The organism is Streptomyces sp. NPDC050988, assembly GCF_044456225.1.
Lineage (GTDB): Bacteria > Actinomycetota > Actinomycetes > Streptomycetales > Streptomycetaceae > Streptomyces.
This window is the reverse complement of the sequence record NZ_JBITFQ010000041.1, coordinates 67,577-92,051: the sequence shown is the minus strand read 5'-3', so window position 1 is coordinate 92,051 and position 24,475 is coordinate 67,577. Positions and strand designations below refer to the sequence as shown.

The following is a 24,475-nucleotide window of genomic DNA, read 5'->3' as shown; positions in this document are numbered from 1 at the left end:
TCCCGCGGGGGGTGCCGAGCCCCTCGTCGTGGGTGACGGGCGCAACCACACGCGGGGGCCCGCGCCCACGCACTCCCCCCCCCCCCGGGGGGGGGGGGCGCGGGGCCCCCCCCCGGGGGGGGGGCCCCGCTTCTTCGTGTCGTGGTTCGTGACTTGGTTCGTGTCTCAGTGCGAGCAAGACCACGTTCAGGGAAAGCGCTACCGATACGGAGGCGGCGTACGGCAGGATCCTGGAATGGAGCACGTACGTGATGTCTCTGAGCTGCCCAAAGCTCATCTGCACCTGCATTTCACCGGGTCGATGCGGATCACCACTCTGCTGGAACTGGCCGACAAGCACGGGATCCACCTTCCCGACGCGCTGACCAGCGGGGAGCCGCCGAAGCTACGGGCCACCGACGAGCGGGGCTGGTTCCGTTTCCAGCGGCTGTACGACGCGGCGCGGTCGTGCCTCAGAGATCCCGAGGACATTCAGCGGCTGGTGAGAGAGGCCGCCGAGGAGGACCTCAAGGACGGCTCGGGGTGGCTGGAGATCCAGGTCGACCCGACCTCGTACGCGCCCCGGCTGGGCGGGCTGATCCCGGCGCTGGAGATCATCCTGGACGCCGTGGACTCGGCCGTGCGGGAGACCGGGCTCGGGATGCGGGTCCTGGTGGCCGCGAACCGGATGAAGCATCCGCTGGACGCGCGCACGCTGGCCCGGCTGGCCGTGCGGTACGCGGACCGCGGCATCGTCGGCTTCGGGCTCTCCAACGACGAGCGGCGCGGGATGGCGCGGGACTTCGACCGGGCGTTCGCCATCGCGCGTGAGGGCGGGCTGCTGGCGGCGCCGCACGGCGGCGAGCTGACGGGCCCGGCGTCCGTCCGCGACTGCCTGGACGACCTGCACGCCTCGCGGATCGGGCACGGGGTGCGGGCGGCCGAGGACCCGCGGCTCCTGAAGCGGCTCGCGGACCGGGGCATCACCTGCGAGGTCTGCCCGGCGTCGAACGTCGCCCTGGGGGTGTACGAAAAGCCGGAGGACGTCCCCCTGCGCACGCTCTTCGAGGCGGGGGTCCCGCTGGCACTCGGTGCGGACGACCCGCTGCTGTTCGGCTCACGGCTGGCCGCCCAGTACGACATCGCGCGTCAGCATCACGCCTTCACGGACGCCGAACTGGCCGAGCTGGCGCGGCAGTCGGTACGGGGTTCGGCGGCCCCGCAGGACATCAAGGAGAAGCTGCTGTCCGGGATCGACGACTGGCTGACCGCCCCGGTCGCCTGAAGTGGGCGTGGGGCGGGTACGCCTGGAAGCCGATGTCCAGTTCCGTGTGCCGTCCCCGGCTCAGGGGCATGTGCGGCGTGAGCGAGGCGACCAGCGCGTCGTGCCCCTTGGCGGCCCTCTTGTGCAGGGGGCCGAAGCCGGCCGCGGTCTCCAGCTGGACGGACGCCGAGGCGAAGGTGTCCCGGGCGCCGAAGAGGAACAGCGTCCGGGCGTGCACGGCGGGGCGGATCCGGTCGACGGGGTCGAGGCGGTCCCAGCGCTGCTCCCAGCGCGCCTGCCACGCGGCGTGGTCGGCGGTGCGCCGTTCGTCGGTGCGGACGGTGCCCGGCGTGCCCCGGGTCAGCCCGCGGCGCAGCGACGGCCACGTGGAAGGCCGCAGTCCCAGTGTCCGGTGGGCGAGGACGAGGTCGACCGGGACTCCGGGCGCGTACGTCCTGGGCACGCTGTCTCGCAGCGGGACGTGAACGACCGTGTGCGGGGAGTACGCGGCGAACGAGAACAGCGCGGCGAGGCGGGCCAGTCCGTCGTGGTCGCCGACCAGATAGCCCCAGCCCCGCAGGGGGTCGCTGAGTGTGGTGTGCCGCAGCGCGGGGCGCGGCTGGACCACCCGGAACGCGTACCGGCCGGCGCTCGGCCGGAACTCATCGACCCTCAGCCGCACAGGAGTTCTCTCATGACTCCAGGGTGATCGCCGGGCCGGGCGAGGGGCAAGCGAAATATCTCAGAGGCTGACGCCGACCGTCACCGGTTCGTTGACGAGCGTGATCCCGAAGGCGGCGTGGACGCCCGCGACGACCTCGCGGGCGAGCGCGAGGAGGTCCTCCGTGGTGGCCTCGCCGCGGTTGGTGAGGGCCAGGGTGTGCTTGGTGGAGATGCGGGCGGGGCCGGTGCCGTAGCCCTTGGTGAAGCCGGACTTGTCGATCAGCCAGGCCGCGGAGGTCTTGGTGTGCCCGTCGCCCGCCGGGTAAGCGGGCGGGATCACGCCGTCGCCGAGGCGCTCGGCCACGCGCGCGTGGAACACGGCGAACTCCTCGTGGGTGAGGATCGGGTTGGTGAAGAACGAGCCGGCCGACCAGGTGTCGTGGTCCTCCGGGTCGAGCACCATGCCCTTGCCGGAGCGCAGCTTCAGGACGGTCTCCCGGGCCTTCTCCAGCGGCACGCGGTCGCCCGGCTCGACACCGAGGGCGCGGGCCGTCTCGGCGTACTTGACCGGCGCGGAGAGCCCGGAGGCGTCCTCCAGGTCGAAACGGACGCGCAGCACGACGAAGCGCTCGGGGTCGGCCTTGAAGCGGCTGTGACGGTACGAGAAGGCGCACTCGGCGTTCGGAACGGTGACCGTTTCGTGGGTCCGCCGGTCGTAGGCGATCACTTCGGTGATCGTCGACGACACCTCCTGGCCGTACGCCCCCACGTTCTGGATGGGCGTCGCGCCCGCGGAGCCCGGGATTCCGGCGAGGCACTCGATGCCCGCGAGGCCGGCCTCGACGGTGCGGGCGACGGCGTCGGTCCACACCTCTCCGGCGGCCAGCTCCAGCTTCGTACCGTCGAGGGCGAAGCCGCGGGTGGCGATGCGCAGGGCCGTGCCCGCGAAGCCCTTGTCGCCGATGACCAGGTTGGATCCGCCGCCGATCAGCAGCAGCGGGGTGCCGGAGTCGTCGGCCTCGCGGACGGCGGCGATCACCTCGGCGTCGGTCGTGGCGGTGATCAGGCGCGCGGCGGGGCCGCCGAGCCGGAAGGTGGTCAGCGGGGCGAGCGGGGCGTCGTGGAGTTCCAGCACGTGCCCAAGAGTACGAGAACGGCCCCGCCGGTCGGGGCGGGGCCGTTCTCGTGGCCGGGCAGCTGTTCGCGGCGGCGGCCGCTCACAGACGGCGCAACGCCTCCGCCCAGTCGAGCGGGAGGTCGTCCGCCGTGACCGTCCACGAGACGAACTTCGCGTCCCGCATCTGAGGGCCGAGGCCACGGGCGGTCGGCGCGTGCGTGCCGGAGCGGGCGAACGTCTTGAGCGCCGCGGGCGACTCCCAGGCGGACAGGGTCCAGAAGGTCCGCCGCAGCGGGGCCGCCTTGAGCGTGGCGCCGTACGCTCCGGGAGCCTTGCTCACCTGCCGCCAGACGGCCGGTGTCCTGGCGAGGAACTTCAGCGCTCCCCAGCGGGTGCGGGTCTCGAAGCGGGAGGCGAAGACGTGCACCTCGGCGCCCCGCGGCGGCTTGTTCGGCACGGTCCAGGGAAGGGTGGGCATGATCGGACTCCTTTCGGGGTCGGGGTCGGGGTCGGGGTCGGGGTCGGGGTCGGGATCGGGATCGGATTCCGGACTCGGTGAGGGCCCTCAGTGGGAGGCCGTCTCCAGCACCCGCTCGGGCGCGGTCCCGGTGCTCCCTTCGCCCGCCTCCGCCATACGGCGACGACCGGGGATGAGCAGTGCCGCGATTCCCGCCACGGCCACGGCGGCGGAGCCGACCCAGAGCGCCGGCTGGGTGCCGTCCACGAAGGTCTGCGCGGTCGCGTAGCTGCCCTGGGCGGAGAAGATCGAGGCCATCACCGCGATACCGAGCGCACCGCCGACCTCGCGCAGCGCGTTGTTGGCGCCGGACGCGATGCCCTGCTCCTGCGGCCGGACGCTGGACATGACCAGGCTGGAGGCGGGGGCGAAGAAGAGGGACATGCCCACACCGCTGATGATCAGGGCGGGCAGCTGCGTGGCGTACGACGTGTCGGGGGCGATGACAGTGGCGAACCAGCCGAGCCCGACGGCCTGCAAGAACAGCCCCGCGGCGACGACCGGGCGGCCGCCGATCCGGTCGGACAGATAGCCGGCGACGGGCGCGACGAGCATCGGCATCCCCGTCCAGGGCAGCATCCGCAGCCCGGCCTGCGTGGGCGAGTAGCCGAGGACGCCCTGCATGTACTGGCTGAGCAGGAAGATCGAGCCGAACATCCCGAAGAACATCAGAAGGCTGGCCGCGTTGATGCCGGCGAAGGCCCGGTTGCGGAAGAGCCGCATCGGCAGCATCGGGTTCTTGGCGCTGATGCCGTGGAGCACGAAGCCGACGAGCAGGGCGGTACCGGCGAACAACCCGAGCAGGACTATCCCGTCGGTCCAGCCGACGACGGGCGCCCGGACCAGCCCGTACACGATCCCGAAGAGGCCGCCGCTGGCCAGCAGGGTGCCGCGGATGTCGAGCGGGGCGCCGGCGCCGAACGACTCCGACAGACGCAGCCGGGCGAGCGGCAGGAGCGCCAGTCCCAGCGGGACGTTCAGCCAGAAGATCCACTGCCAGGAGATGTGCTCGGTGAGGCTGCCGCCGATCAGCGGCCCCGAAGCGACCGCGAGTCCGTTGACGGCACCCCAGATCCCGTACGCCATCCCGCGCTTGGCGGCCGGAACGGCGGCCGTGAGCAGGGTCAGCGTCAGCGGCATCATGACGGCGGCGCCGGCGCCCTGGACCGCGCGGGCGGCGATCAGCGAGTCGATGCCGGGCGCCATGGCCGCGGCGGCGGACGCAGCGGTGAACACGGTGATGCCGACGAGGAAGAGCCGGCGGCGGCCGAACCGGTCGCCCAGGGCCGCGCCGAACATCAGCAGCACGGCGAAGGTGAGCGTGTACGCGCTCACGGTCCATTCCAGATCGGGGAGGTCTCCCCCGAGGTCCTTCCGGATCGAGGGCAGTGCGGTGGTGACGACGAGGTTGTCGAGCGCCGCCATGAACCCGGCGACGCTGGTGATGACGAGGGCCCAGACGGCTCCCCCGCGACGTTCGGTCTGCTGTGACATCGCTCCCCCAGCGGGTGATCGCTGACTTCGATTAGTTATTGCTGACTAACTTTCACGGGCATGAAAAGGCGGCAACCTCGCCACCCATGGTTCAGTGTTCGAGCCGGCCCTTGATCCGGGCCGAGGGGTAGAGCCCCTCCCAGACCCGGTGCTCGGGCGGAAATCCCATGGCCACCAGGCAGTTGACGAGCATTCCGTAGGCCATGAAGGTCGTGGTCTCGTCGACATCGGCACCGAGCGGCAGATGGACCGTGTCCCACAGGCGCATCCAGCCCGCCCGTACCGCCTCGCCCAGTTCGTGGTCACCGGTCTGCTCGGCGGCCGCCACCGCGACGTACATCTGCATCTGCATGAGCAGCTGTTCCGGATTCTCGGCGATGACCCTGGTGTACGCGTTCGCCATGGAGTGCAGGGCCTCTTCGCCCTCCAGCCCCTTGGAGGCGTCGGCGAAGGTGCGCATGGTCTCCTCCATGCACCGCTCGGCCGCCGCGAGGAAGATCGCCTTCTTGCCCGGGAAGAGCCGGAAGAGGTACGGCTGCGAGACGCCCACGCGCTTGGCGATCGCCTCGGTGGACGTGCCGTAGTAGCCGCCCCGGGAGAACTCGCTCACCGCCGCGCGGATGACACTCTCGCGCCTCTCTTCTGCGCTCATCCTGACCATACGAATAAGTTAGTACTCAATCACTAACTAGGTCAAGGGGGCGGGATGAGGAGAGAGGAAGTGAAAGGCGCAGGGAGTGCGAGGCGCAGGAAGACAAGAAGTACAGGAAGACAAGAAGTAAGGGCGCCCGCAATGGCGGACGCCCCTTACTCGCACTCCACTTACTCGCGTTCCTCGCGCTCCCGCCGAGCCCTGCCCTGCCCGTCAGGCGAGGCGGACGACCGCGCGGGACATGCCCAGGACCTTCTGGCCCGCGCTCATGGCGATGAGGTCGACGCGAACGGTGTTGTCGTCGAGCTTGGCCGCGACCTTGCCGCTGACCTCGATCGTGGCGCCCTGGTCGTCGTTCGGGACGACGACGGGCTTGGTGAAGCGGACGCCGTACTCGACGACCGCACCCGGGTCGCCGGTCCAGTCGGTGACGACCCGGACCGCCTCGGCCATGGTGAACATGCCGTGCGCGATGACGTCCGGGAGGCCGACCTCCTTGGCGAACTTCTCGTTCCAGTGGATCGGGTTGAAGTCCCCGGAAGCGCCCGCGTACTGGACGAGCGTGGCACGGGTCACGCCGAAGGCCTGGGCCGGCAGCTCGGTGCCGACCTCGACGTCGTCGTACGAGATCTTCGCCGTCATCTGTTCACGCCCCCTCGGCCGCGCGGGACACGAGCTTGGTCCAGGCGGTCACCACGTGCTCGCCCGCCTCGTCGTGGACCTCGCCGCGGATGTCCAGGATGTCGTTGCCGGCCAGCGACTTGATCGCCTCGATGGTGGAGGTGACCGTGAGCCGGTCGCCCGCGCGCACCGGGCGGCGGTAGACGAACTTCTGGTCGCCGTGCACGACACGGCTGTAGTCGAGCCCCAGTTGGGGGTCCTGGACGACCTGTCCCGCGGCCTTGAACGTGATGGTGAACACGAAGGTCGGCGGGGCGATCACATCGGCGTGACCGAGGGCCTTGGCCGCTTCGGGGTCCGTGTACGCGGGGTTGGCGTCGCCCACCGCCTCCGCGAACTCGCGGATCTTCTCCCGGCCGACCTCATAGGGCTCGGTGGGCGGATAGGACCGCCCCACGAAGGACTGGTCGAGCGCCATGGGCCCGGCACCTCCTGGTTCGCAACTGGGTGTAACGACGCGAGGCCGCCCCCCGACTTCAGGGGACGGCCTCGTGTACGAGCCTTGTTTATCGCGTTTCGCGGTGCGCGGTGTGCGCGTTGCAACGCGGGCAGTGCTTCTTCATCTCCAGTCGGTCCGGGTTGTTACGCCGGTTCTTCTTGGTGATGTAGTTCCGCTCCTTGCACTCCACGCAGGCCAGCGTGATCTTCGGGCGGACGTCGGTGGCAGCCACAGGAGTGCTCCTTGACGAACGGATGGGACGATTAGCGCATTAACACACAGAAGAGTAGCCGATCGAAGGACCGACCCCACAATCGGCTACTGTCAGTAGCGGTGACCGGACTTGAACCGGTGACACAGCGATTATGAGCCGCTTGCTCTACCGACTGAGCTACACCGCTGCGATGTGATCGATTCCCGCCTTGCGACGGGAACCTTCCACATCAGAGCCCCAATACGGAATCGAACCGTAGACCTTCTCCTTACCATGGAGACGCTCTACCGACTGAGCTATTGGGGCGAGCGATGAAGACATTACACGCTCGGCCACCGATCGCCCAAATCCGTTTCGCGGCACCTGCCCCAGCCCGTTCCGGGCCGCTCGCGGGGCGTTTCACGCGCCCCTCCCGCACGACGGACCACACCGGTACGACTATTCCGCTCCTCCTCGATGCGCGCCGGTCGCCACCCTAGGCTCGACTCACGCTGCGTGATCTTGTGTCCCTCCTTCGCAGCCGCCTGCCCCCTCTTTCGCAGCCGCCGCCGAGCCCCAGGAGCGCGATGCCCGACAGTCAGCCGCAGCAGCCCCACTCCTCCTCGTCCTCGTCGGGCTCCTCGGGCTCGTCCGGCCGGAGCGACGGCTCCGACCTGCTGCTCTGCGGTGCGCGACTCACCGACGGCCGGACCGTGGACGTAAGGCTGGGCGGCGGACGCATCGAGGCGGTCGGCACGGCGGGCAGCCTCACCGCACACAGCGCACGCGTGGACCTCGCCGGCTATCTGCTCCTGCCGGCTCCGGCCGAGACCCACGCACACGGAGACACGGCCCTGTCGGCGGACGGCGACGGACCGGTGTCGTACGAGGCCCACGAGGTCCAGCGCCGTACGACCGAGGCCGCGTTGCTCCAGCTCGGGCACGGGGCCACCGCCCTGCGCTCGCACGTGCGCGTGGGCGATGTGCAGGGGCTGGGCTCGATGGGCGCGGTGCTCCAGGCACGGCGCGCGCTGCGGGGGCTGGCCGAGTTGACGGTGGTGGCGATGCCGCGGGTACTGACCGGGCTCGCCGGGGCGGACGGTCTGGCGATACTGCGGGACGCGGTGAAAATGGGCGCCTCCGTAGTGGGTGGTTGTCCAGATCTGGACCCTGATCCGACGGGATACGTGGAGGCGGTCCTGGAGGTCGCCTCGGAGCACGGCTGCCCGGTCGATCTGCATACGGACGGTGACGACCCGGCGCGGCTCGCACGGCTCGCGGCGATGGCCGGCGGACTGCGACCGGGGGTGACGCTCGGCCCGTGCGGCGGACTCGGGCGGCTGCCCGCCGAGGTCGCCTCGCGGGCGGCCGACCAACTCGCCGCGGCCGGCGTGAGCGTGGTCTGTCTGCCCCAGGGCGGCTGCTCGGGCGTGGACCGCCGCGGGACCGCTCCGGTACGGCTGCTGCGGGCCGCCGGGGTGCGCGTGGCGGCCGGGAGCGGTGCCCTCAGGGATGTGTCGAACCCCGTGGGGCGCGGGGACCCGCTGGAGGCGGCGTATCTGCTGGCCTCGCGGTACGGACTGCGGGCCGGGGACGCCTACGACGCGGTGAGTTCGTCGGCGCGTGCCGCGCTGGGGCTGCCCGAGGTGCGGGTGGAGGCCGGGTTTCCCGCGGAGCTGCTCGCGGTGCGCGGGGACCGGCTCGACGCGGCGTTGTCCCTGGCGTACAGCCGGATCGTGGTGCATCGGGGGCGGGTGGTGGCGCGGACGAGCGCGGTGCGGGAGTACTGCAACTCCGCTGTGACCGTGGCGTTGGACCTGCCTAGGCAGGGGCGGACGGGGCGCGCGGAGGAGCCGTCGTGAGGCTTGAGGTGTCCTGAGGCGGGGTGCTTGGCGGCCGCTGAGGGGCTTGACGGCGGGGTGCTCGGGCCTGGCCTGCGGGTGCTTGGTCCTGTGGGGTGGCTTGGGCTTGGGCACGCGCGCGTGGAGGGCTGTTCGGGTTCTAGGTCCACGCGCGCGTGCTGGCGCTCCTGAAGTCCGCCCACTCGTGGCCGCCGGGCTACCGTGACGGGTCCGTCGAGTTCCGGACAGGCCGTCAGAAGCCGCTCAGCAGGCCCCCGGTGAACGGGTTGCCCGGACCCCCGAACCCGTCCGCGGGTATCTCGGTGGCACCGGACGGGGCACTGACGTCGTCGGCCTCGCCAAACTTGACCACCAGGGGGAGCCGGGTGCCCTTCGGGCCGTCCGCGAGGGCGGCGAGGTCTACGGAGACCTGGGTCAAGTTGCCGTTCTTCAAGGAGAAGCTGACGGCGATCTTCTTGTCCGGAGCCTCCTTGAGGTCCTCGTCGGTGGGCAGTTCGGCGCCCGCCGGAAGGTCGTCGGCCAGCGGCCGGAGCTTGTCGAGCACACCGGTGAGCAGCTCGCGGAACGAGGCCTTGGCGACGATCCGTTCGACGCCGTCGCTGCCTCCCTCGTTGCTGAAGGTGACCTCGCGGGCGACCACTCCGCGTACGGCCTTGAGGATCTTCTGCTGGGTCTTGGTGTCGATCTCGTCGGACCCACCGGACTTGTCCGCCTTGACGCCCTTCTCGGAGCCCGAGGCGCCCTTGCCGGCCCGGTCGAGCTCGCTTGTGTCGACCTTGACCCACTTGCCCTCGATGACCTTCTTGAGCTCCTTCTCGCTCTCGGGGAGTTCGTCGGCCGACGGCAGCGGGAAGCCCATGGCCTCACCGAGCGCCTTCATGTCGGCCCGGTAGTACGTGTAGTCGCCGACGAGGCGGTACTCGGCCAGAACCCCGTCGGGCCCCGAGATCGTCACGCCCGTACCGACGAGGTCCTTCTCACCCGAGTCCGCGAGCGGTTTCCTCGACTCGACGGACACCTTGACCCGCACCCCGGTGAAGAGTTCGGCCAGTTCCGGCGGCAACTCCTCGCCGGGCTCCGCCTCTCCGGCCAGCTTCGTGAGGGCGGAGGGCTTGGCGTCGAGCCCCAACTCGAAGGCCAGCGACTTCTTTTCGCCGAGCCCCTCGAAGGCGCGGTCGACCTTCTGACCGGCGGTGAGGTTCTCGACCGTGCCACAGGCGGCCACGCCCGCGAGCAGAGCCGTGGTGCAGGCGGCCGCGGTGAGGGTCTTGCGCAGGGCAGGGCGGTTGCGGGTGGCAGGGCTCGTGCGCATCGCAAGGCTCTCGCGTGTGGTGATGATGACGGTCTCCTTCATGACGCCGCGCGGCGTCACCCCTCGTACACAGTGATCCGTCATGAGACTCACGAGTTATCCACAGGGTTGTGCGGCGAGTGGGGTCGTCCGGGCGTACGGTCGGAAACATGCGCATTGTCATCGCTGGAGGTCATGGTCAGATCGCGCTGCGGTTGGAGCGGCTGCTCTCCGCGCGCGGTGACGAGGTGGCGGGGATCATCCGCCGCGCCGAACAGAGCGAGGATCTGCGGGCGGCCGGCGCCGAGCCGGTCGTGTGCGATCTGGAGTCGGCTTCGCTGGAGGAGGTCGCCGCGCACCTGGAGGGCGCGGACGCCGCCGTCTTCGCGGCGGGCGCGGGCCCGGGCAGCGGGGTGGACCGCAAGAACACCGTGGACCGGGGCGCCGCCGTGCTCTTCGCGGACGCGGCCGCCCGTGCCGGAGTACGTCGGCATGTCGTCGTGTCGTCGATGGGCGCGGATCCGGAGCACCCCGGGGACGACGTCTTCGACGCGTATCTGCGCGCCAAGGGCGAGGCCGACGCGTACGTACGCGCTCACCGGGGCCTGGACTGGACGATCCTGCGCCCCGGAATGCTGACGAGCGACGCGGGCACCGGTCTCGTACGCCTGGAGGCCGCCACGGGGCGCGGCCCCATCCCGCGCGACGACGTCGCCGCGGTCCTGGCGGAACTGGTGGACACACCGGCGACGGCCGGGCTGACGCTGGAGCTGATCAGCGGGTCGGCGCCGGTGTCCGTGGCGGTGAAGTCGGTGGCCGGGAACTGACCGGGAGACCGGGAGGACGCACGCGGGTGTGGAGCGATGATCGGCCGCCCCGCCCCACGAGCGAGAGGGGGAGGTTCCGTGCCCGTTGAGGTACCCGCAGCTCAGGAAGCCCTGCTGCGGAGGATGTACGACGTCTTCAGCACCGCCGAACGCGACGCGTTCATCCCCCACTGCCTGGCGCCCGACGTGGACTGGCCGAACGTCGCCGACGGGATTCGCCTGCACGGCCCCGAGGCGGTACGCGCCTACTGGGCAGCCCAGTTCGCAGCCGCACACCCCCTCGTACGCCTGGAGGGGCTGCACCTCCACGAGGACGGGCGACGCGTGGTCGCCCTGGTGCGACCCGGGCTGCGCGACGCCACAGGCGACCACTGGGCGGAGGAGCCGGTCGAGCACGTGTACGCCTTCGGCGCGGACGGACTGGTGAGCCGGATGGACGTGCGCCGGCCCTGAACCACGGGGGTGGGCGGAGCGAGGCGCGGGAGTCAGCGAGGCAGCACGGGCTCCATGGGGCTGCATGGTCAGCGGGGGGGCGTACGGGGGAGGCTGCGGGTGCAAGGCGGGCGGGGATCGGCAGGGAGCCCGGCGAGCGTGCAGCCGGGGTCAGAAGAGCGGCAGCTGGCCGGGGAACTCCGCGACGACATACCCGTCCAGCGCCGACTGCGCAGCGCCCAGCTCCGCCTGCCTGCGCGACCCGGGACACGACACCAGCTCCCCACTCCCCCGCGCCCCCGGCGGGTCGTGCCGGGCGAACCGCCCCGCGACAACGGCAATCTCGCGACGGCACTCGGGGCAGTTCCTGCGACGTGAGGACATGAACTCAGGGTACGAAGGATGCGCGGGAAGGCCGGTGAGGCCCCGGCCCGGGAATCGGCCGCCATCCTGCTCGCTACAGGCGACAGCGGCCTCGCGCCGGGGACAGCGGCCCTTCGGCAGGGCAGCGGCAAAGGCGTCATGCTCGCCCCTTGAGGGCGCATCACTCCAGACACGCAAAAACCCCCTCTGAACTGCAAGAACACAGTTCTGAGGGGGTTTCTCTCAGCGTGGCGGCGCCAGGATTCGAACCTGGGAAGGCTGAGCCGGCAGATTTACAGTCTGCTCCCTTTGGCCGCTCGGGCACACCGCCGGGGTCGCTGCCATTCGAACCGCTATTCGGCGGTGCTCCGTGGCAACGACGTAAACGATACCCGATGCTCGGGGGTGCTTCGCCACCCGATTGATCGGCCCCAGGAGGGGAGCGGGTGGCTAGGCTTATGCGGATGCGGCCCGGGACCGACGCGGTGCTCGACGGCCGCCACTACGCACCCCGATACAAGGAGCCACAGGACATGGCCGACTCCAGTTTCGACATCGTCTCGAAGGTCGAGCGGCAGGAGGTCGACAACGCCCTCAACCAGGCCGGCAAGGAGATCTCGCAGCGCTACGACTTCAAGAACGTCGGCGCCTCCATCTCCTGGTCCGGCGAGAAGATTCTTATGGAGGCGAACTCGGAGGAGCGGGTCAAGGCCATCCTCGACGTCTTCCAGTCCAAGCTGGTCAAGCGAGGCATCTCGCTGAAGGCGCTGGACGCCGGTGAGCCCCAGCTCTCCGGCAAGGAGTACAAGATCTTCGCCTCGATCGAGGAAGGCATCTCCCAGGAGAACGCGAAGAAGGTGGCGAAGATCATTCGTGATGAGGGCCCGAAGGGCGTGAAGGCGCAGGTGCAGGGCGACGAGCTGCGGGTCAGCTCGAAGAGCCGTGACGACCTGCAAGCCGTACAGGCGCTGCTGAAGGGCCAGGACTTCGACTTCGCGTTGCAGTTCGTCAACTACCGGTGACCGCGTGCTCGTTGCGCGTACGTGAGGCGGCACGAGGAAGGGTGGGCACCGGCGGTGCCCACCCTTCTCGCCTGCTGGCCGCGGTCTCAGGGGTGCGCGCTCAGTTGCGCGAGTTGCCGAACAGCAGGCGGTAGGCGATCAGCAGGACGAGCGAGCCGCCGATCGCGGCGGCCCAGGTGGCGCCGTCGTAGAAGTCCTTGGCGACCGGGTGGTCCAGCCAACGGGCCGATATCCAGCCACCGATGAACGCACCCGCGACGCCTATCAGCGTCGTGCCGATGAAGCCGCCGGGATCACGGCCCGGCAGCAGGAATTTGGCGATGGCTCCGGCCAACAGCCCCAGGATGATCCAGCTGATGATGCCCATGCCGTGAACCTGCCTCTCCGTGCTGTGCCTGTGCTGTGATCTTTCTCCGGCCAGGCTTTGTTCATGCCGCTCTCGTGTCACCGATCGCGCGTCTGTTTGCTCGCTTGTTCGTTTGCTGTTGCTGGGGAGGACGTCGGCGCGGCGGTGACCGGTTGCACTGATCAGTAGGGTGCGACCCATGGCACAGTCCGATTCCGGCCGAACCGGTCCGCCCCGGCCCGGAGCGCCGCAGCGCACGGCGGAGCTGAAGCGGACGCTCGGCGTCGGCGACGCCGTTGTCATCGGCCTCGGCTCGATGGTCGGTGCGGGAATCTTCGCCGCGCTGGGACCTGCGGCACGGGCCGCCGGGTCCGGGCTTCTCCTCGGCCTGGGCATCGCCGCCGTCGTCGCCTACTGCAACGCGACCGCGTCGGCGCGCCTCGCCGCCCGCTACCCCGCGTCCGGCGGAACGTACGTGTACGGGCGGGAGCGGCTCGGGGAGTTCTGGGGGTATCTGGCGGGCTGGTCGTTCGTCGTCGGCAAGACCTCCTCGTGTGCGGCGATGGCGCTCACCGTGGGCGCGTACGTCTGGCCGGAGCAGGCGCACGCCGTGGCGGTCGGGGCCGTGGTGGCGCTGACCGCGGTGAACTACGGCGGTGTCCAGAAGTCCGCGTGGCTGACGCGGGCGATCGTGGCGGTGGTCCTGGCAGTCCTCGCTTCCGTGGTCGTCGTGTCCCTCACCTCCGCGAACGCCGACGCCGGGCGGCTGGACGTGGGGGTCTCCGGGGGTGTGGGCGGTGTGCTTCAGGCGGCCGGTCTGTTGTTCTTCGCCTTCGCCGGGTACGCGCGGATCGCGACGCTCGGCGAGGAGGTACGGGATCCGGCGCGCACCATCCCGCGCGCGATCCCGCTCGCGCTGGGCATCGCACTGGTGGTGTACGCGGCTGTCGCGGTGGCTGTCCTCTCCGTGCTGGGGTCGGGCGGGCTCGGGCGGGCGACGGCCCCGCTGGCCGACGCGGTGCGCGCCGCGGGTGTGCCGGAACTCGTCCCGGTCGTACGGGTGGGCGCCGCCGTGGCAGCGCTCGGCTCCCTTCTCGCGCTGATCCTGGGGGTGTCACGGACCACGCTGGCGATGGCCCGCGACGGGCATCTCCCGGGCGCGCTGGCCGTCGTGCATCCGCGCTTCCAGGTGCCTCATCGGGCGGAGTTGGCCGTCGGAGCGGTGGTCGTCGCGGTGGCCGCGACGGTGGATGTGCGGGGTGCTATCGGCTTTTCCTCCTTCGGGGTGCTGGTGTACTACGCGATCGCCAACGCGGCGGCCTGGACGTTGAGTTCGACAGTCGTGTCGCGGGTTGCGCCAGTGGTGGGGTTGGCGGGGTGTGTGACCTTGGCTTTCGCGTTGCCGTGGGTGTCGGTGGTGGTGGGTTTGAGCGTGCTGGGGTTGGGAGCAGGCGTATATGGGGTGAGGAGACGGCTGTCGCGTGCTGAGCACTAGCAGGCGGGGCTCCGTACGGAGGGCTCAGCACCGAGGCTCGGCGCAGAGGACACGTGTAGGAGGTGCGGGTCGTGCGGGTCGGCCGCGCCCCGCAGCGGAGCCGCAAATGTCACAGCCCCGCGCCCCTCCCGGAAGGGGCGCCCTCCAGTCGAAGACTGAAACTCCGCTACGAAGCCCGCGCCGCCCCCGTGCGTATGCGGAAGTCGGCCCACGGCTCCAGATCCGCGCCGTCGTGGGACTCGTCGTACCAGCCCGTGCCGTTGAGCCAGGTGCGGAGCCAGGCCGTGAGCGTGGGGGCGTCCACGTACCAGGCGTGGTCCGCCTCGTCCGCGTTGGGCTCGAAGAGGAGGACGGTGGCGTCCGGGGTGCGGCAGTCCACGCACGCGTACATACCGCAGCCCCAGTGGGATATCGGCAGGACGCCCTCGGGCCAGGGCCATTCAGGGTCCTTGCGGCCGCTCTCACGATGGGCGAGGTACTGCGCGACGACGGCAGGCTCGCCGGACGGCGGGCTGTCGAGCAGGGGGAGCAGACCGTACTCCGGGCCGAATCCTCCGTCGCCTATCCGCAGATAGAGGGCGGCGAGCAGCGGCGGGACGGTGAAGCCCAGGGTGGACTCCGCACGGGCCAGCGTCGCCGCGTCCACGGGCTCGGGGAGCGAAGGCCAGCCCCACGGCCGGGAGTTGCGCGCCTCGGCGGAGACACTTGCCAGCAACTGCTCGATCTCGGTCATGCATTCATGATGCAGGCCGCCACTGACATTCGGGCAGCCTGTGGATAACCCTCATTCGAGGCGGACGGCGATGCCCTTTTCCTCAAAGAACTCAAGGAGTTCCTCGAACGTCCAGGGCCGCTGACCTGTGAGCGGGACGAGGCCGAGGCAGGTACGGGCGACCTCCGCGTCGTGCCAGACGAGGGTGAAGGGCCACCGGGCACCCCAGCGGCCGCGGAGGCAGTCCGCGAGCGCGTCCGGCCCCCAGCCGAAATAGCCTCCGGGCCCGTTCACCGCCTCGCCCAGCGCGCAGAAGAAGCCCGGCAGGTCGGTGATGCGGCGGCCGTGGAGGTGAAACGTGCCGCCGGCTTCCGCGTCGGGCCCGTCCGGCTCGTGATGGTGATGGTCCAACGCCATGCTCAGCCAGTGGCGGCGACCCTCCACGCCGCACCGGGCGATCGAGGCGAGCGAGTCCCCGGACAATCCGTACGACTATCCGCAGTGCCCGCCGCTCTCCCCGGGCTACCGACTGCTCGGTGCACAGAGCGAACCATGGGGTGCCACGCGCGCGCGTGAGGGCCTTGCTCAGCTCCCCCTCGGGGGCGCAGCCGATCAGTTCGTACGTCCCGCGCGCGGGAGGCGGCGGATCGCCGAAGAGGTTCTCGGCGTCCGCGCACAGGGCCCAGATCTCGTCGGCCTCGTCCGCGGCACCGTACGCCGCCAGGGCGTACTTCGGCGGCTCCACCTCCGGAGCCGCCCTACCAGCGCGTCGACGCGAACGGCTGGTCCGTACGTACGATTTCGCGCCCCAGCGGGAGCAGCGAGACCGGGATCAGCTTGAAGTTGGCGAGCCCCAGAGGGATGCCGATGATCGTGATGCACTGGAGGAAGCCCGTCACGATGTGGGCGAGGGCGAGCCACCAGCCTGCGAGGATCACCCACAGGATGTTGCCGATGAAGGACGGCGCGCCCGCGTCACGGCGCTCGACCGTCGTCCGGCCGAACGGCCACAGTGCGTAGACGGCGATGCGGAAGGCCGCGATGCCGAACGGGATGCCGATGATGGTGATGCACAGCAGCACGCCAGCGAACATGTAGCCGAGGAACAGCCAGAAGCCGCTCAGGACGAGCCAAATGATGTTCAGGATTGTCTTCACTGGTTACGACCTGCCATCTGCTCGAGCCGGGCGATGCGCTCCGCCATCGGCGGATGCGTAGAGAACATCTTGGAGAGTCCCTGACCCGGACGGAAGGGGTTGGCGATCATCATGTGGCTCGCGGTCTCGATACGCGGCTCCGGAGGTAGCGGAAGCTGTTTCGTGCCGGCCTCCAGCTTGCTCAGGGCGCTCGCGAGGGCCAGCGGGTCGCCGGTGAGCTGGGCGCCTGACGCGTCCGCCTCGTACTCCCTGGAGCGGCTGATGGCGAGCTGGATGAGGGACGCGGCGAGCGGGCCCAGGATCATGATCAACAGCATGCCGAGGATGCCGGGGCCGTCGTCGTCGTTGGATCGCCCGATCGGGATCAGCCAGGCGAAGTTGACCAGGAACATGATGACGGAGGCCAGGGCGCCCGCGACGGACGAGATCAGGATGTCGCGGTTGTAGACGTGGCTCAGTTCGTGGCCGATGACGCCGCGCAGCTCGCGCTCGTTCAGGATGCGCAGGATGCCCTCTGTGCAGCACACGGCGGCGTTGCGCGGATTTCGGCCCGTCGCGAACGCGTTCGGGGCCTCCGTCGGGGAGATGTACAGCCGGGGCATGGGCTGGCGGGCCTGTGTGGAGAGCTCGCGGACCATTTTGTACAGAGCCGGGGCTTCGAACTCGCTCACCGGGCGCGCGCGCATCGCGCGTAGAGCCATTTTGTCGCTGTTCCAGTACGCGTACGCGTTCGTGCCGATCGCGATGACGAGTGCGACGACGAGGCCCGTACGCCCGAAGAAACTGCCGATGCCGATGATGAGTGCGGACAGTCCCCCGAGGAGTACGGCGGTCCTGAGCCCGTTGTGCCGGCGGTGCACGGTACGCCCTCCAAGTCGTGCGGCAGGGGAACCCTTTGCTTGTCGATCTCTGACGTCACTGGTCCGTGGCTCCACGGTCCAGTGGACCCTCCCGTACTGGTCAACGCCAGGCGGGAGGCACTAGTTCCCTTGTGCGCGCGGCGACGCGCGTGGGCCGTCCGGGTGATGAGGGGGGACATCGCACGCGCGCGTGGGGCTCGGATGCTCCACGCGCGCGTGCGCACGCTCTGGGACAGCTGCGGTCAGAAGAGGCCGGTGTCGGAGAAGCGCAGGACCAGTTGGGGTGCTCCGGAGAGCGCGATGCCGAGGACGGCGGTCAGGGCGATCGCGGCCGTGAGGGGAGCCGGTACGCGGTGGATCTCGGGCTCGCCCTCCGGGGCGCGGAACAACAGGGTCGTCCACTGGAGGTAGTAGAAGAGCGCGATCACGACGTTGACGGCCATGACCACGGCGAGCCAGCCGAGGCCCGCGTCGACGGCGGCCGAGAAGACGGTGACCTTCGCGAAGAGGCCGATGATGCCCGGTGGCAGGCCCGCGAGGCAGAGCAGGAAGAAGGCGAGAACGAGCGCCGCGAGGGGCCGTGAGGCGTACAGGCCCCGGTAGTCGCTGACGCGGTTCAGCGGCTTCGTACGGGCCACCAGGGCGGCCACCGCGAAGGCGCCGAGGTTCACCGCGGCGTACATCAGGGCGTACGCGACGGTGGAGCCGATGGCCTTCTCGGCGTCCTCGGAGTACGCGGCGGCGGCGATCGGCACCAGGAGGTAGCCGGCCTGGCCGACGGAGGACCAGGCGAGCAGGCGGACCGCGCTGTACGCGCGCGTGGACTGCTGTCTGAGGGCGCCGACGTTGCCGACGGTCATGGTGAGCGCGGCCAGGGCGGCGAGTGCCGGGCCCCAGACGTCCGCGTACGACGGGAGGGCGATCACGGTGACGAGGATCAGCCCGGAGAAGCCGACCGCCTTGCCGACGACCGACAGATAGGCCGCGACCGGAAGAGGCGCTCCTACGTAGGTGTCGGGTACCCAGAAGTGGAAGGGGACGGCGGCGGTCTTGAAGGCGAAGCCGACGAGGGTGAGGACGACGCCCGCCTGGGCGAGCGTCTGCAACTGGTCGTCCACGTTCTCGATCCTGGTGGCGATCTCCGTGAGGTACAGGGTGCCCGTCGACGCGTAGACGAAGCTGATGCCCATGAGGCTCACGGCGGTCGCGGTGACCGAGGACAGGAAGAACTTCAGGGCCGCTTCGGAGGACTTCCTGTCGCCGTGCTTGATGCCCACGAGGGCGAAGGCGGGCAGGGAGGCGACCTCCAGGGCGACGATCAGGGTCGCGAGGTCGCGGGAGGCGGGCAGCAGGGCGGCGCCCGCGGCGGAGGAGAGCAGCAGGAACCAGAACTCCCCTTCGGGGAGTTCCTTGTTTGCGTCCTTGAGGGCGGTCATCGAAAGGAGCGCCGCGAGGAGTGCGCCGCCGAGGACGAGGAACTGGATGACCAGCGTGAACCGGTCCGCGGTGTAGCTGCAGACCTCGGCGTCGCCCGTCAGGCAGAAGGTGGAGCGGTCGCCGTCCAGGAGGGGCAGCAGCATGAGCGCGGAGGCGGCGAGTCCGGCGACGGAGACCCAGCCGAGCAGGGCCTTCCTGTTGTCTCCCACGAACAGGTCGGTGACGAGCACCACGAGTCCGACGACCGCCGCGATGGTGGGCGGCGCGATCGCGAGCCAGTCGACGGACTGGACCAGGGACTGGGCCTGGGAGCTCATCGGGTGCCTCCTGCGAAGAGCTGCTGCACGGCCGGGTCGGTCAGGCCGAGCAGTGCCTTGGGCCATAGCCCGGCGATGACGGTCAGGACGACGAGCGGCGTCCAGGCGGCGAACTCGTACGACTGGACGTCGGCGAGCTTCGGCCCCTCCTGCGGGACCGCGCCCATGCAGACGCGGCGGACCACGACGAGCATGTACGCGGCGGTGAGCAGGGTGCCGAACACGGCGATCGTCATGAAGGTCAGGAACGCGGGGCGGCTGAGGCCGTCGGCGGGGTCGAACGCGCCGAACAGGGCCAGCATCTCGCCCCAGAACCCGGCCAGGCCGGGCAGTCCGAGCGAGGCGACGGCGGCGAAGGCCAGCAGGCCGCCCAGCCTGGGAGCCTTGCCGTAGAGCGCGGCGCCGGTCTGCTCGGCGAGCGTGTCGAGGTCGGTCGTGCCCGTGCGGTCCTTGAGCGCGCCGACCAGGAAGAAGAGCAGGCCGGTGATGAGGCCGTGGGCGATGTTGGCGAACAGCGCGCCGTTCACGCCGGTCGGGGTCATCGACGCGATGCCGAGGAGCACGAAGCCCATGTGGCCGACGGAGGAGTACGCGATGAGGCGCTTGAGGTCGCCCTTCGCGCCCTGCTTGGCGAGGGCGAGGCAGGCGAGGGATCCGTAGATGATGCCGACGACCGCGAAGGCGGCGAGGTAGGGCGCGAACGTGTTCATGCCGTCCGGCGTGATGGGCAGCAGGATCCGGACGAAGCCGTACGTGCCCATCTTCAGCAGGACGCCGGCCAGCAGGACCGAGCCGACGGTCGGGGCGGCGGTGTGCGCGTCCGGCAGCCAGCTGTGGAGCGGCCACATCGGCGTCTTGACCGCGAGCCCGATCCCGATCGCCAGAACGGCGATGACCTGCACGGATGTGGTCAGCGCCGGGTGATTGTCAGTGGCGAGTGCCACCATGTCGAATGTGCCCGCCTTGATTCCGATCAGGAGCAGGCCCAGCAGCATGACGACGGAACCGAGCAGTGTGTAGAGGATGAACTTCCAAGCGGCGGCCTGCCGTTGCTCACCGCCCCAGCGGGCGATGAGGAAGTACATCGGGATGAGCACCATCTCGAAAGCGAGGAAGAACAGCAGCAGGTCGAGGACGGCGAAGGTCGCGAGGGTGCCGGACTCGAGGACGAGGACGAGTGCCACGAATGCCTTCGGGGACGGGCCCGACGGCATTTTGAAGTAGGAGTACAGCGCGCAGAGGAAGGTCAGCAGCGCGGTCAGCACGAGGAGGGGGAGCGAGATGCCGTCGATGCCGAGGTGGATCCGCACGTCGAGTGCGGGGATCCAGCTGATGTCCGTCGTGGCCTGCATCTGCTGTGTTTTGGCCGGAGTGTCGTGGTCGAAGCCCAGCGTGAGGACGATCGCGGCGATGAGTACGGCGCCGGTGACGGTCACGCCGTGCCGCAGCACGGCCTGTTCGGGCGACTTCCCCTTCAGCCCGGGCGGAGCCGGCAGGAGAGCCGCGGCGGCGCCGATGAGCGGGCCGACGACGATGAATGCCAGAAGGACCTGCATCACGGATTCACTGATATCGATCACGCCTGCTCACGCTCCCGCTGTGGCGACGAGGAGGGCGGCGACCACCAGGACGACGGTGCCGGCGAGCAGCGCGCTCACATAGGTCTGCACATTGCCGGTCTGGGCACGCCGGACGGCCGTGCCGAGCCAGCGGGGCAGGGCGCCCGCGCCGCGTACGTAGGTGTCGACGACCTCGCGGTCGAGGAACCGGACGAGCGTGGCGGCGGCCTGGACCGGGCGGACGAACAGCGCCGCGTACACGGCGTCGAGGTGGAAGCCGACGGCCGCGTGGCGGTGCAGCGGGCCGAGCAGGAGGCGGCCCGGGTCCGCCGGGTCGGGCGCGGAGGCCACGTCTCCGTACGCGGGCGCGTGGCTGGCGATGGCCTCGGCCTCGACGAGTCCGGCGTCTCCCTCGGGGTGGGCCGCGACCGCGCCCATCGGTACGCGGGCCGCCATGGCCATGGTGTGCCGCCAGGCGCCGTACGTGATGATGCCGCCGACCAGAGCCACACCTGTGCCCAGCACGGAGGTGGTGAGGGTCGGGGTCAGGTCGCGTCCGTCGAACCACTCGGGCAGCGGGCCGGTGGCGAGTCCGAAGGCGAGCGACGGGACGGCGAGCACCCAGAGGACGGCGTTCATGGCGATGGGCTGCCTGCCGTGGTCGGGGGCCTCCGGTCCGTGGCCGCGGAAGACGAGGAGCCACAGGCGCATCGCGTACGCGGCGGTGAGCAGGGCCGTGACCAGGCCGGCGACGAGGACGATCCAGCCGACGGCGCCGGGGATGCCCTCGGCGTGGCCGGTGGCGACGTGCTCGGCGGCGCCCAGGACGGCCTCCTTGGTGAAGAAGCCGCTGAAGGGCGGGATCGCGGCGAGCGCGAGGAGCGCCACGGTCATCGTCCAGTACGCGTCGGGGACGCGGGCGCGCAGGTCCTTCATACGGGACATGGCGGCCAGCGAGTTGGTGCCGGCGGCGTGGATGATCACGCCTGCCCCGAGGAACAGCAGCGCCTTGAAGGCGCCGTGCGAGAGGAGGTGGAAGACGGCGGCACCGCGGTCGCCGACGGCGAGGGCCCCGGTCATGTAGCCGAGCTGGCCGATCGTCGAGTACGCGAGGACACGCTTGATGTCGTCCTGGGCGAGCGCGGCGAGGGCAGACCCGGCCATCGTGACGGCGGCCATGACGGCGAGGACGACGAGTGCTGCCGAGGAGGCGGCGAAGACCGGGAGGAGCCGGGCGATGAAGTAGACACCGGCGGCGACCATCGTCGCGGCGTGGATCAGCGCGGAGACGGGGGTGGGACCCGCCATCGCGTCGGGGAGCCAGGTGTGGAGCGGGAACTGCGCCGACTTGCCCGCCACGCCGGCCAGGAGCAGCAGGGCGATCAGGGTCGGGTGGTCGAGTCCGCCGCTCGCGACGTTGCCGAGGATCTTCGTGATGCGGAAGGACCCGGCGTCGGTGGCGAGCGCGAACAGACCGATCAGGAAGGGGACATCACCGAGCTTGGTGACCAGGAAGGCCTTGATGGAGGCAGCGCGGGCCTCCGGGGTCTCCCAGTAGTGGCCGACGAGGAAGTACGAGCAGATGCCCATGATCTCCCAGCCGACCAGCAGCACCATCAGGTCGCCGGAGTAGACGACGAGCAGCATCGCGGAGGTGAAGAGAGAGACGAGAGCGGCGTACGAGGGGTAGCGCGGGTCGTCGCGCAGGTAGCCCGTCGAGTAGATCTGCACGCAGGTGGCGACCAGGCCGACCAGCACGGCGACGAGGGCGGCGAAGCCGTCGACGTACAGGGCGAGTTCGATGGGGACCGAGCCGGTCGGGGTGAGCTCGGTGGCCGCGTTCACCGCCTGGTCGCCGCCCTGCCGTACGGCGACGACGACAGAGAGCCCGAGGGCCGCGAGCGGGGGCAGGACGGCGAGGGGGCGTACGAAACCGGGTGCCGTGCGGCCCAGGAGCAGGCCGGCCACGGCGCCGAGGAACGGAAGGAGGGGGACGAGGACGGCGAGGGTGGTCGTGGTCACGCGGTGGCCTCAGCCTTCTCGGCCGGTTCGGGACGGGCGGCGCCGGAGTCGTCGGGCTCGGAGTCGTCGTCGGTCTCGGCGGTGTCGCGGAGCTTGTCGATGTCCGCGGTGCCCCGGTTGCGGTGGACGGCGAGGACGATCGCCAGGCCGATGCCGATCTCGGCGGCTGCGATGGCGATGGTGAACAGGGTCAGGGCCTGGCCGGAGTGGAGGGTGTCCTGGGCGGTCTTGCTGAGCCAGACGTCGAAGGCGACGAGGTTCAGGTTGACGGCGTTGAGCATCAGCTCGACGGACATCAGGACCAGGATCGCGTTGCGGCGCGCGAGGACTCCGTACAGGCCCGTGGAGAAGAGGAGGGCGGAGAGCACGGCGGGATAGGCGAGGTGCATCAGCGGGCGCCTTCCTTGTCGCTCCGGGGGGTGTCGTTTCCGGGGCCGTCGTTCCGGGGGCCATGGTTGCGACTGCCGTCGATTCGGGTGCCGTCGGGCCGGGGGCTCGGCGCGCTCGTGGTGGTCGCCGCGTTCGCCTTCGCCTTGCGGGACAGGACGATCGCGCCGACCAGGGCCGCGAGCAGCAGGACCGAGAGGGCCTCGAAGGGGAGCACCCAGCTCTGGAAGAGGCTCGCGCCGGTGACCTCGGTGGAGCCGGCGGCGGCACCATCCAGGTCGATCCAGGTCGTCCGGAAGGCGTCGACGACGACCCAGACGAGGGCGGCGGCCGCGGCGATCGCCACGGTCAGGGCGGCCCAGCGGTTGCCTGAGTCGGCGTCCGGGGAGCGGCCGATGGGGGCCCTGGTGAGCATCAGACCGAAAAGGAGGAGTACGACGACTGAACCGACGTAGATGAGGACCTGTACCCAGGCGATGAACTCGGCCGTGAGGAGGAGGTATTCGACGGCGAGACCGCCGAGGGCCACCACCAGCCACAGGGCGGCGTGCACCAGCTGTCGCGTGGTGACCGTGACGACCGCGGCGCCGAAGGTGACCAGGCCGACGAGGAGGAAGGCGATCTCGACGCCGGTCGGGGAGAGGAAGCCTTGGGATTCGGCGGCGGAGGAGGTGGTCGTGGCGTGGGCCGCCATTGCGGTGGCTGCGGCGAGAGTCACGATTCACCGTCCTGCGGATCGGTGGGCCCGGCCTGCGGGGCGGAGCCGGGCTGGGTGCCGGTCTGGGTGCCGGGCGTGGCTCCCTGGGCTCCGGGTTCGGGTGTGGATTCGGGCTGGGCTGCGGCGGCGGCCAGCTTCTCCGCGGATTTGCGGGCCGCGGCGATCTCCTTCGGTTCCTCGGCGCCGGGGTCGAGGGCCGGCGGGGCCGGGACGGTCCACATCCAGTCGCGGAGTTTGTCGCGCTCGTGGGTGAGTTCGTGGATGTCGGTCTCGGCGTACTCGAACTCGGGGGACCAGAAGAGGGCGTCGAAGGGGCAGACCTCGATGCAGATACCGCAGTACATGCAGAGGGCGAAGTCGATGGCGAAGCGGTCGAGGACGTTGCGGCTGCGCTCGCGGCCACCGGGGGCGGCCGGCGGGACCGTCTCCTTGTGGGAGTCGATGTAGATGCACCAGTCCGGGCATTCGCGGGCGCACAGCATGCAGACCGTGCAGTTCTCCTCGAAGAGGCCGATGACGCCACGGGTGCGGGGCGGGAGTTCGGGCTGGGCGTCCGGGTACTGCGCGGTGACGGTCTTCTTCGTCATCGTGCGGAGGGTGACGGCCAGGCCCTTGGCGAGGCCGGAGCCGGGAATGCGGGGACGGGAGGGCGGGAGGGACTCAGCCATG

Annotated in this window: 27 protein-coding genes and 3 tRNA genes; 6 read left to right on the top strand and 24 right to left on the bottom strand. The window is 70.4% G+C overall.

Annotation, left to right across the window (positions count from 1 at the left end):
* The first annotated feature begins 235 nt into the window (after positions 1–235).
* The gene (locus ACIBEI_RS45355; protein WP_398896984.1) at positions 236–1,264 is read left to right on the top strand and encodes an adenosine deaminase; all 1,029 of its coding nucleotides are present in this window, start codon (positions 236–238) and stop codon (positions 1,262–1,264) included.
* On the opposite strand, the gene ACIBEI_RS45350 is transcribed toward ACIBEI_RS45355, so the two are convergent.
* The 10 genes from ACIBEI_RS45350 to ACIBEI_RS45305 all read right to left on the bottom strand — a co-directional run bounded on the left by ACIBEI_RS45350 (position 1,209) and on the right by ACIBEI_RS45305 (position 7,326).
* On the bottom strand, positions 1,209–1,925 hold the full coding sequence (locus tag ACIBEI_RS45350) for a hypothetical protein (protein ID WP_398896982.1): 717 nt from the start codon (positions 1,923–1,925) through the stop codon (positions 1,209–1,211). The two genes, ACIBEI_RS45355 and ACIBEI_RS45350, sit on opposite strands and share 56 nt — an antisense overlap.
* Before the next feature lie 60 nt (positions 1,926–1,985).
* Complete coding sequence (locus tag ACIBEI_RS45345) at positions 1,986–3,041, bottom strand: UDP-N-acetylmuramate dehydrogenase (protein WP_398896980.1); 1,056 nt, start codon at positions 3,039–3,041, stop codon at positions 1,986–1,988.
* Between the two features lie 82 nt (positions 3,042–3,123).
* Complete coding sequence (locus tag ACIBEI_RS45340) at positions 3,124–3,501, bottom strand: DUF3291 domain-containing protein (RefSeq protein WP_398896978.1); 378 nt, start codon at positions 3,499–3,501, stop codon at positions 3,124–3,126.
* Between the two features lie 87 nt (positions 3,502–3,588).
* Positions 3,589–5,034 (bottom strand): MFS transporter, encoded by a 1,446-nt coding sequence (locus ACIBEI_RS45335; RefSeq protein WP_398896976.1) that lies wholly within the window; start codon positions 5,032–5,034, stop codon positions 3,589–3,591.
* A 91-nt stretch (positions 5,035–5,125) separates the two neighbouring features.
* On the bottom strand, positions 5,126–5,695 hold the full coding sequence (locus ACIBEI_RS45330; protein ID WP_398896975.1) for a TetR/AcrR family transcriptional regulator: 570 nt from the start codon (positions 5,693–5,695) through the stop codon (positions 5,126–5,128).
* Positions 5,696–5,899: 204 nt separating this feature from the next.
* Positions 5,900–6,328 carry a MaoC family dehydratase gene (locus tag ACIBEI_RS45325; RefSeq protein WP_398896974.1) on the bottom strand — a complete coding sequence of 143 codons (429 nt, stop codon included), beginning with the start codon at positions 6,326–6,328 and terminating at the stop codon, positions 5,900–5,902.
* Between the two features lie 4 nt (positions 6,329–6,332).
* Complete coding sequence (locus ACIBEI_RS45320; protein WP_398896972.1) at positions 6,333–6,785, bottom strand: MaoC family dehydratase N-terminal domain-containing protein; 453 nt, start codon at positions 6,783–6,785, stop codon at positions 6,333–6,335.
* Positions 6,786–6,873: 88 nt separating this feature from the next.
* A complete protein-coding gene (gene rpmG, locus ACIBEI_RS45315) occupies positions 6,874–7,038 on the bottom strand; it encodes a 50S ribosomal protein L33 (protein ID WP_003948671.1) in 165 nt (54 codons plus the stop codon).
* A gap of 96 nt (positions 7,039–7,134) precedes the next feature.
* Positions 7,135–7,207 (bottom strand) — tRNA-Met (locus tag ACIBEI_RS45310).
* Between the two features lie 46 nt (positions 7,208–7,253).
* Positions 7,254–7,326, bottom strand: a tRNA-Thr gene (locus tag ACIBEI_RS45305).
* Positions 7,327–7,586: 260 nt separating this feature from the next.
* Here ACIBEI_RS45305 and ACIBEI_RS45300 point away from each other — a divergent pair.
* On the top strand, positions 7,587–8,861 hold the full coding sequence (locus tag ACIBEI_RS45300) for an amidohydrolase family protein (RefSeq protein WP_398896968.1): 1,275 nt from the start codon (positions 7,587–7,589) through the stop codon (positions 8,859–8,861).
* A gap of 232 nt (positions 8,862–9,093) precedes the next feature.
* Here the strand turns inward: ACIBEI_RS45300 and ACIBEI_RS45295 are convergent, their stop codons facing one another.
* Complete coding sequence (locus ACIBEI_RS45295; protein ID WP_398896967.1) at positions 9,094–10,257, bottom strand: hypothetical protein; 1,164 nt, start codon at positions 10,255–10,257, stop codon at positions 9,094–9,096.
* Between the two features lie 65 nt (positions 10,258–10,322).
* On the opposite strand from ACIBEI_RS45295, the gene ACIBEI_RS45290 reads away from it, so the two are divergent.
* Together ACIBEI_RS45290 and ACIBEI_RS45285 are read left to right on the top strand one after the other, a co-directional pair.
* Positions 10,323–10,979 (top strand): NAD(P)H-binding protein, encoded by a 657-nt coding sequence (locus tag ACIBEI_RS45290; protein WP_398896965.1) that lies wholly within the window; start codon positions 10,323–10,325, stop codon positions 10,977–10,979.
* Positions 10,980–11,057: 78 nt separating this feature from the next.
* Positions 11,058–11,432 (top strand): nuclear transport factor 2 family protein, encoded by a 375-nt coding sequence (locus ACIBEI_RS45285; protein ID WP_398896964.1) that lies wholly within the window; start codon positions 11,058–11,060, stop codon positions 11,430–11,432.
* Positions 11,433–11,582: 150 nt separating this feature from the next.
* On the opposite strand, the gene ACIBEI_RS45280 is transcribed toward ACIBEI_RS45285, so the two are convergent.
* Entirely contained in the window at positions 11,583–11,795 is a 213-nt protein-coding gene (locus ACIBEI_RS45280) for a hypothetical protein (protein ID WP_398896963.1), read from the bottom strand.
* 228 nt (positions 11,796–12,023) lie between these two features.
* Positions 12,024–12,105 (bottom strand) — tRNA-Tyr (locus ACIBEI_RS45275).
* A gap of 202 nt (positions 12,106–12,307) precedes the next feature.
* On the opposite strand from ACIBEI_RS45275, the gene ACIBEI_RS45270 reads away from it, so the two are divergent.
* Entirely contained in the window at positions 12,308–12,796 is a 489-nt protein-coding gene (locus ACIBEI_RS45270; protein ID WP_189844605.1) for a YajQ family cyclic di-GMP-binding protein, read from the top strand.
* 100 nt (positions 12,797–12,896) lie between these two features.
* Here the strand turns inward: ACIBEI_RS45270 and ACIBEI_RS45265 are convergent, their stop codons facing one another.
* Entirely contained in the window at positions 12,897–13,163 is a 267-nt protein-coding gene (locus ACIBEI_RS45265) for a GlsB/YeaQ/YmgE family stress response membrane protein (protein ID WP_189844531.1), read from the bottom strand.
* 178 nt (positions 13,164–13,341) lie between these two features.
* Here ACIBEI_RS45265 and ACIBEI_RS45260 point away from each other — a divergent pair, with 178 nt between their 5' ends.
* Positions 13,342–14,637 carry an APC family permease gene (locus ACIBEI_RS45260; RefSeq protein WP_398896961.1) on the top strand — a complete coding sequence of 432 codons (1,296 nt, stop codon included), beginning with the start codon at positions 13,342–13,344 and terminating at the stop codon, positions 14,635–14,637.
* A gap of 166 nt (positions 14,638–14,803) precedes the next feature.
* On the opposite strand, the gene ACIBEI_RS45255 is transcribed toward ACIBEI_RS45260, so the two are convergent.
* From ACIBEI_RS45255 to ACIBEI_RS45210, 10 genes are all read right to left on the bottom strand, one after another.
* A complete protein-coding gene (locus ACIBEI_RS45255; protein ID WP_398896959.1) occupies positions 14,804–15,370 on the bottom strand; it encodes an SMI1/KNR4 family protein in 567 nt (188 codons plus the stop codon).
* 51 nt (positions 15,371–15,421) lie between these two features.
* Entirely contained in the window at positions 15,422–15,832 is a 411-nt protein-coding gene (locus ACIBEI_RS45250; protein WP_398896958.1) for a barstar family protein, read from the bottom strand.
* Positions 15,833–16,107: 275 nt separating this feature from the next.
* Entirely contained in the window at positions 16,108–16,506 is a 399-nt protein-coding gene (locus ACIBEI_RS45245; RefSeq protein ID WP_362073596.1) for a YccF domain-containing protein, read from the bottom strand.
* Positions 16,503–17,366, bottom strand: coding sequence for a zinc metalloprotease HtpX (htpX, locus tag ACIBEI_RS45240; protein ID WP_266760249.1), 864 nt, complete (start codon positions 17,364–17,366; stop codon positions 16,503–16,505). The genes ACIBEI_RS45245 and htpX overlap by 4 nt, the downstream gene beginning before the upstream one ends.
* Positions 17,367–17,608: 242 nt before the next feature.
* Positions 17,609–19,120, bottom strand: coding sequence for an NADH-quinone oxidoreductase subunit N (locus ACIBEI_RS45235; protein ID WP_398896956.1), 1,512 nt, complete (start codon positions 19,118–19,120; stop codon positions 17,609–17,611).
* On the bottom strand, positions 19,117–20,700 hold the full coding sequence (locus ACIBEI_RS45230; protein WP_398896954.1) for a NuoM family protein: 1,584 nt from the start codon (positions 20,698–20,700) through the stop codon (positions 19,117–19,119). The genes ACIBEI_RS45235 and ACIBEI_RS45230 overlap by 4 nt, the downstream gene beginning before the upstream one ends.
* A gap of 6 nt (positions 20,701–20,706) precedes the next feature.
* Positions 20,707–22,701 (bottom strand): NADH-quinone oxidoreductase subunit L, encoded by a 1,995-nt coding sequence (locus ACIBEI_RS45225; protein ID WP_398896953.1) that lies wholly within the window; start codon positions 22,699–22,701, stop codon positions 20,707–20,709.
* Entirely contained in the window at positions 22,698–23,090 is a 393-nt protein-coding gene (gene nuoK / locus ACIBEI_RS45220) for an NADH-quinone oxidoreductase subunit NuoK (RefSeq protein WP_055614644.1), read from the bottom strand. Before nuoK ends, ACIBEI_RS45225 begins: the two co-directional genes overlap by 4 nt.
* A complete protein-coding gene (locus tag ACIBEI_RS45215) occupies positions 23,090–23,806 on the bottom strand; it encodes an NADH-quinone oxidoreductase subunit J (RefSeq protein WP_398896950.1) in 717 nt (238 codons plus the stop codon). Before ACIBEI_RS45215 ends, nuoK begins: the two co-directional genes overlap by 1 nt.
* The gene (locus ACIBEI_RS45210; RefSeq protein WP_398896949.1) at positions 23,803–24,474 is read right to left on the bottom strand and encodes a NuoI/complex I 23 kDa subunit family protein; all 672 of its coding nucleotides are present in this window, start codon (positions 24,472–24,474) and stop codon (positions 23,803–23,805) included. Before ACIBEI_RS45210 ends, ACIBEI_RS45215 begins: the two co-directional genes overlap by 4 nt.
* Position 24,475: the final 1 nt, after the last annotated feature.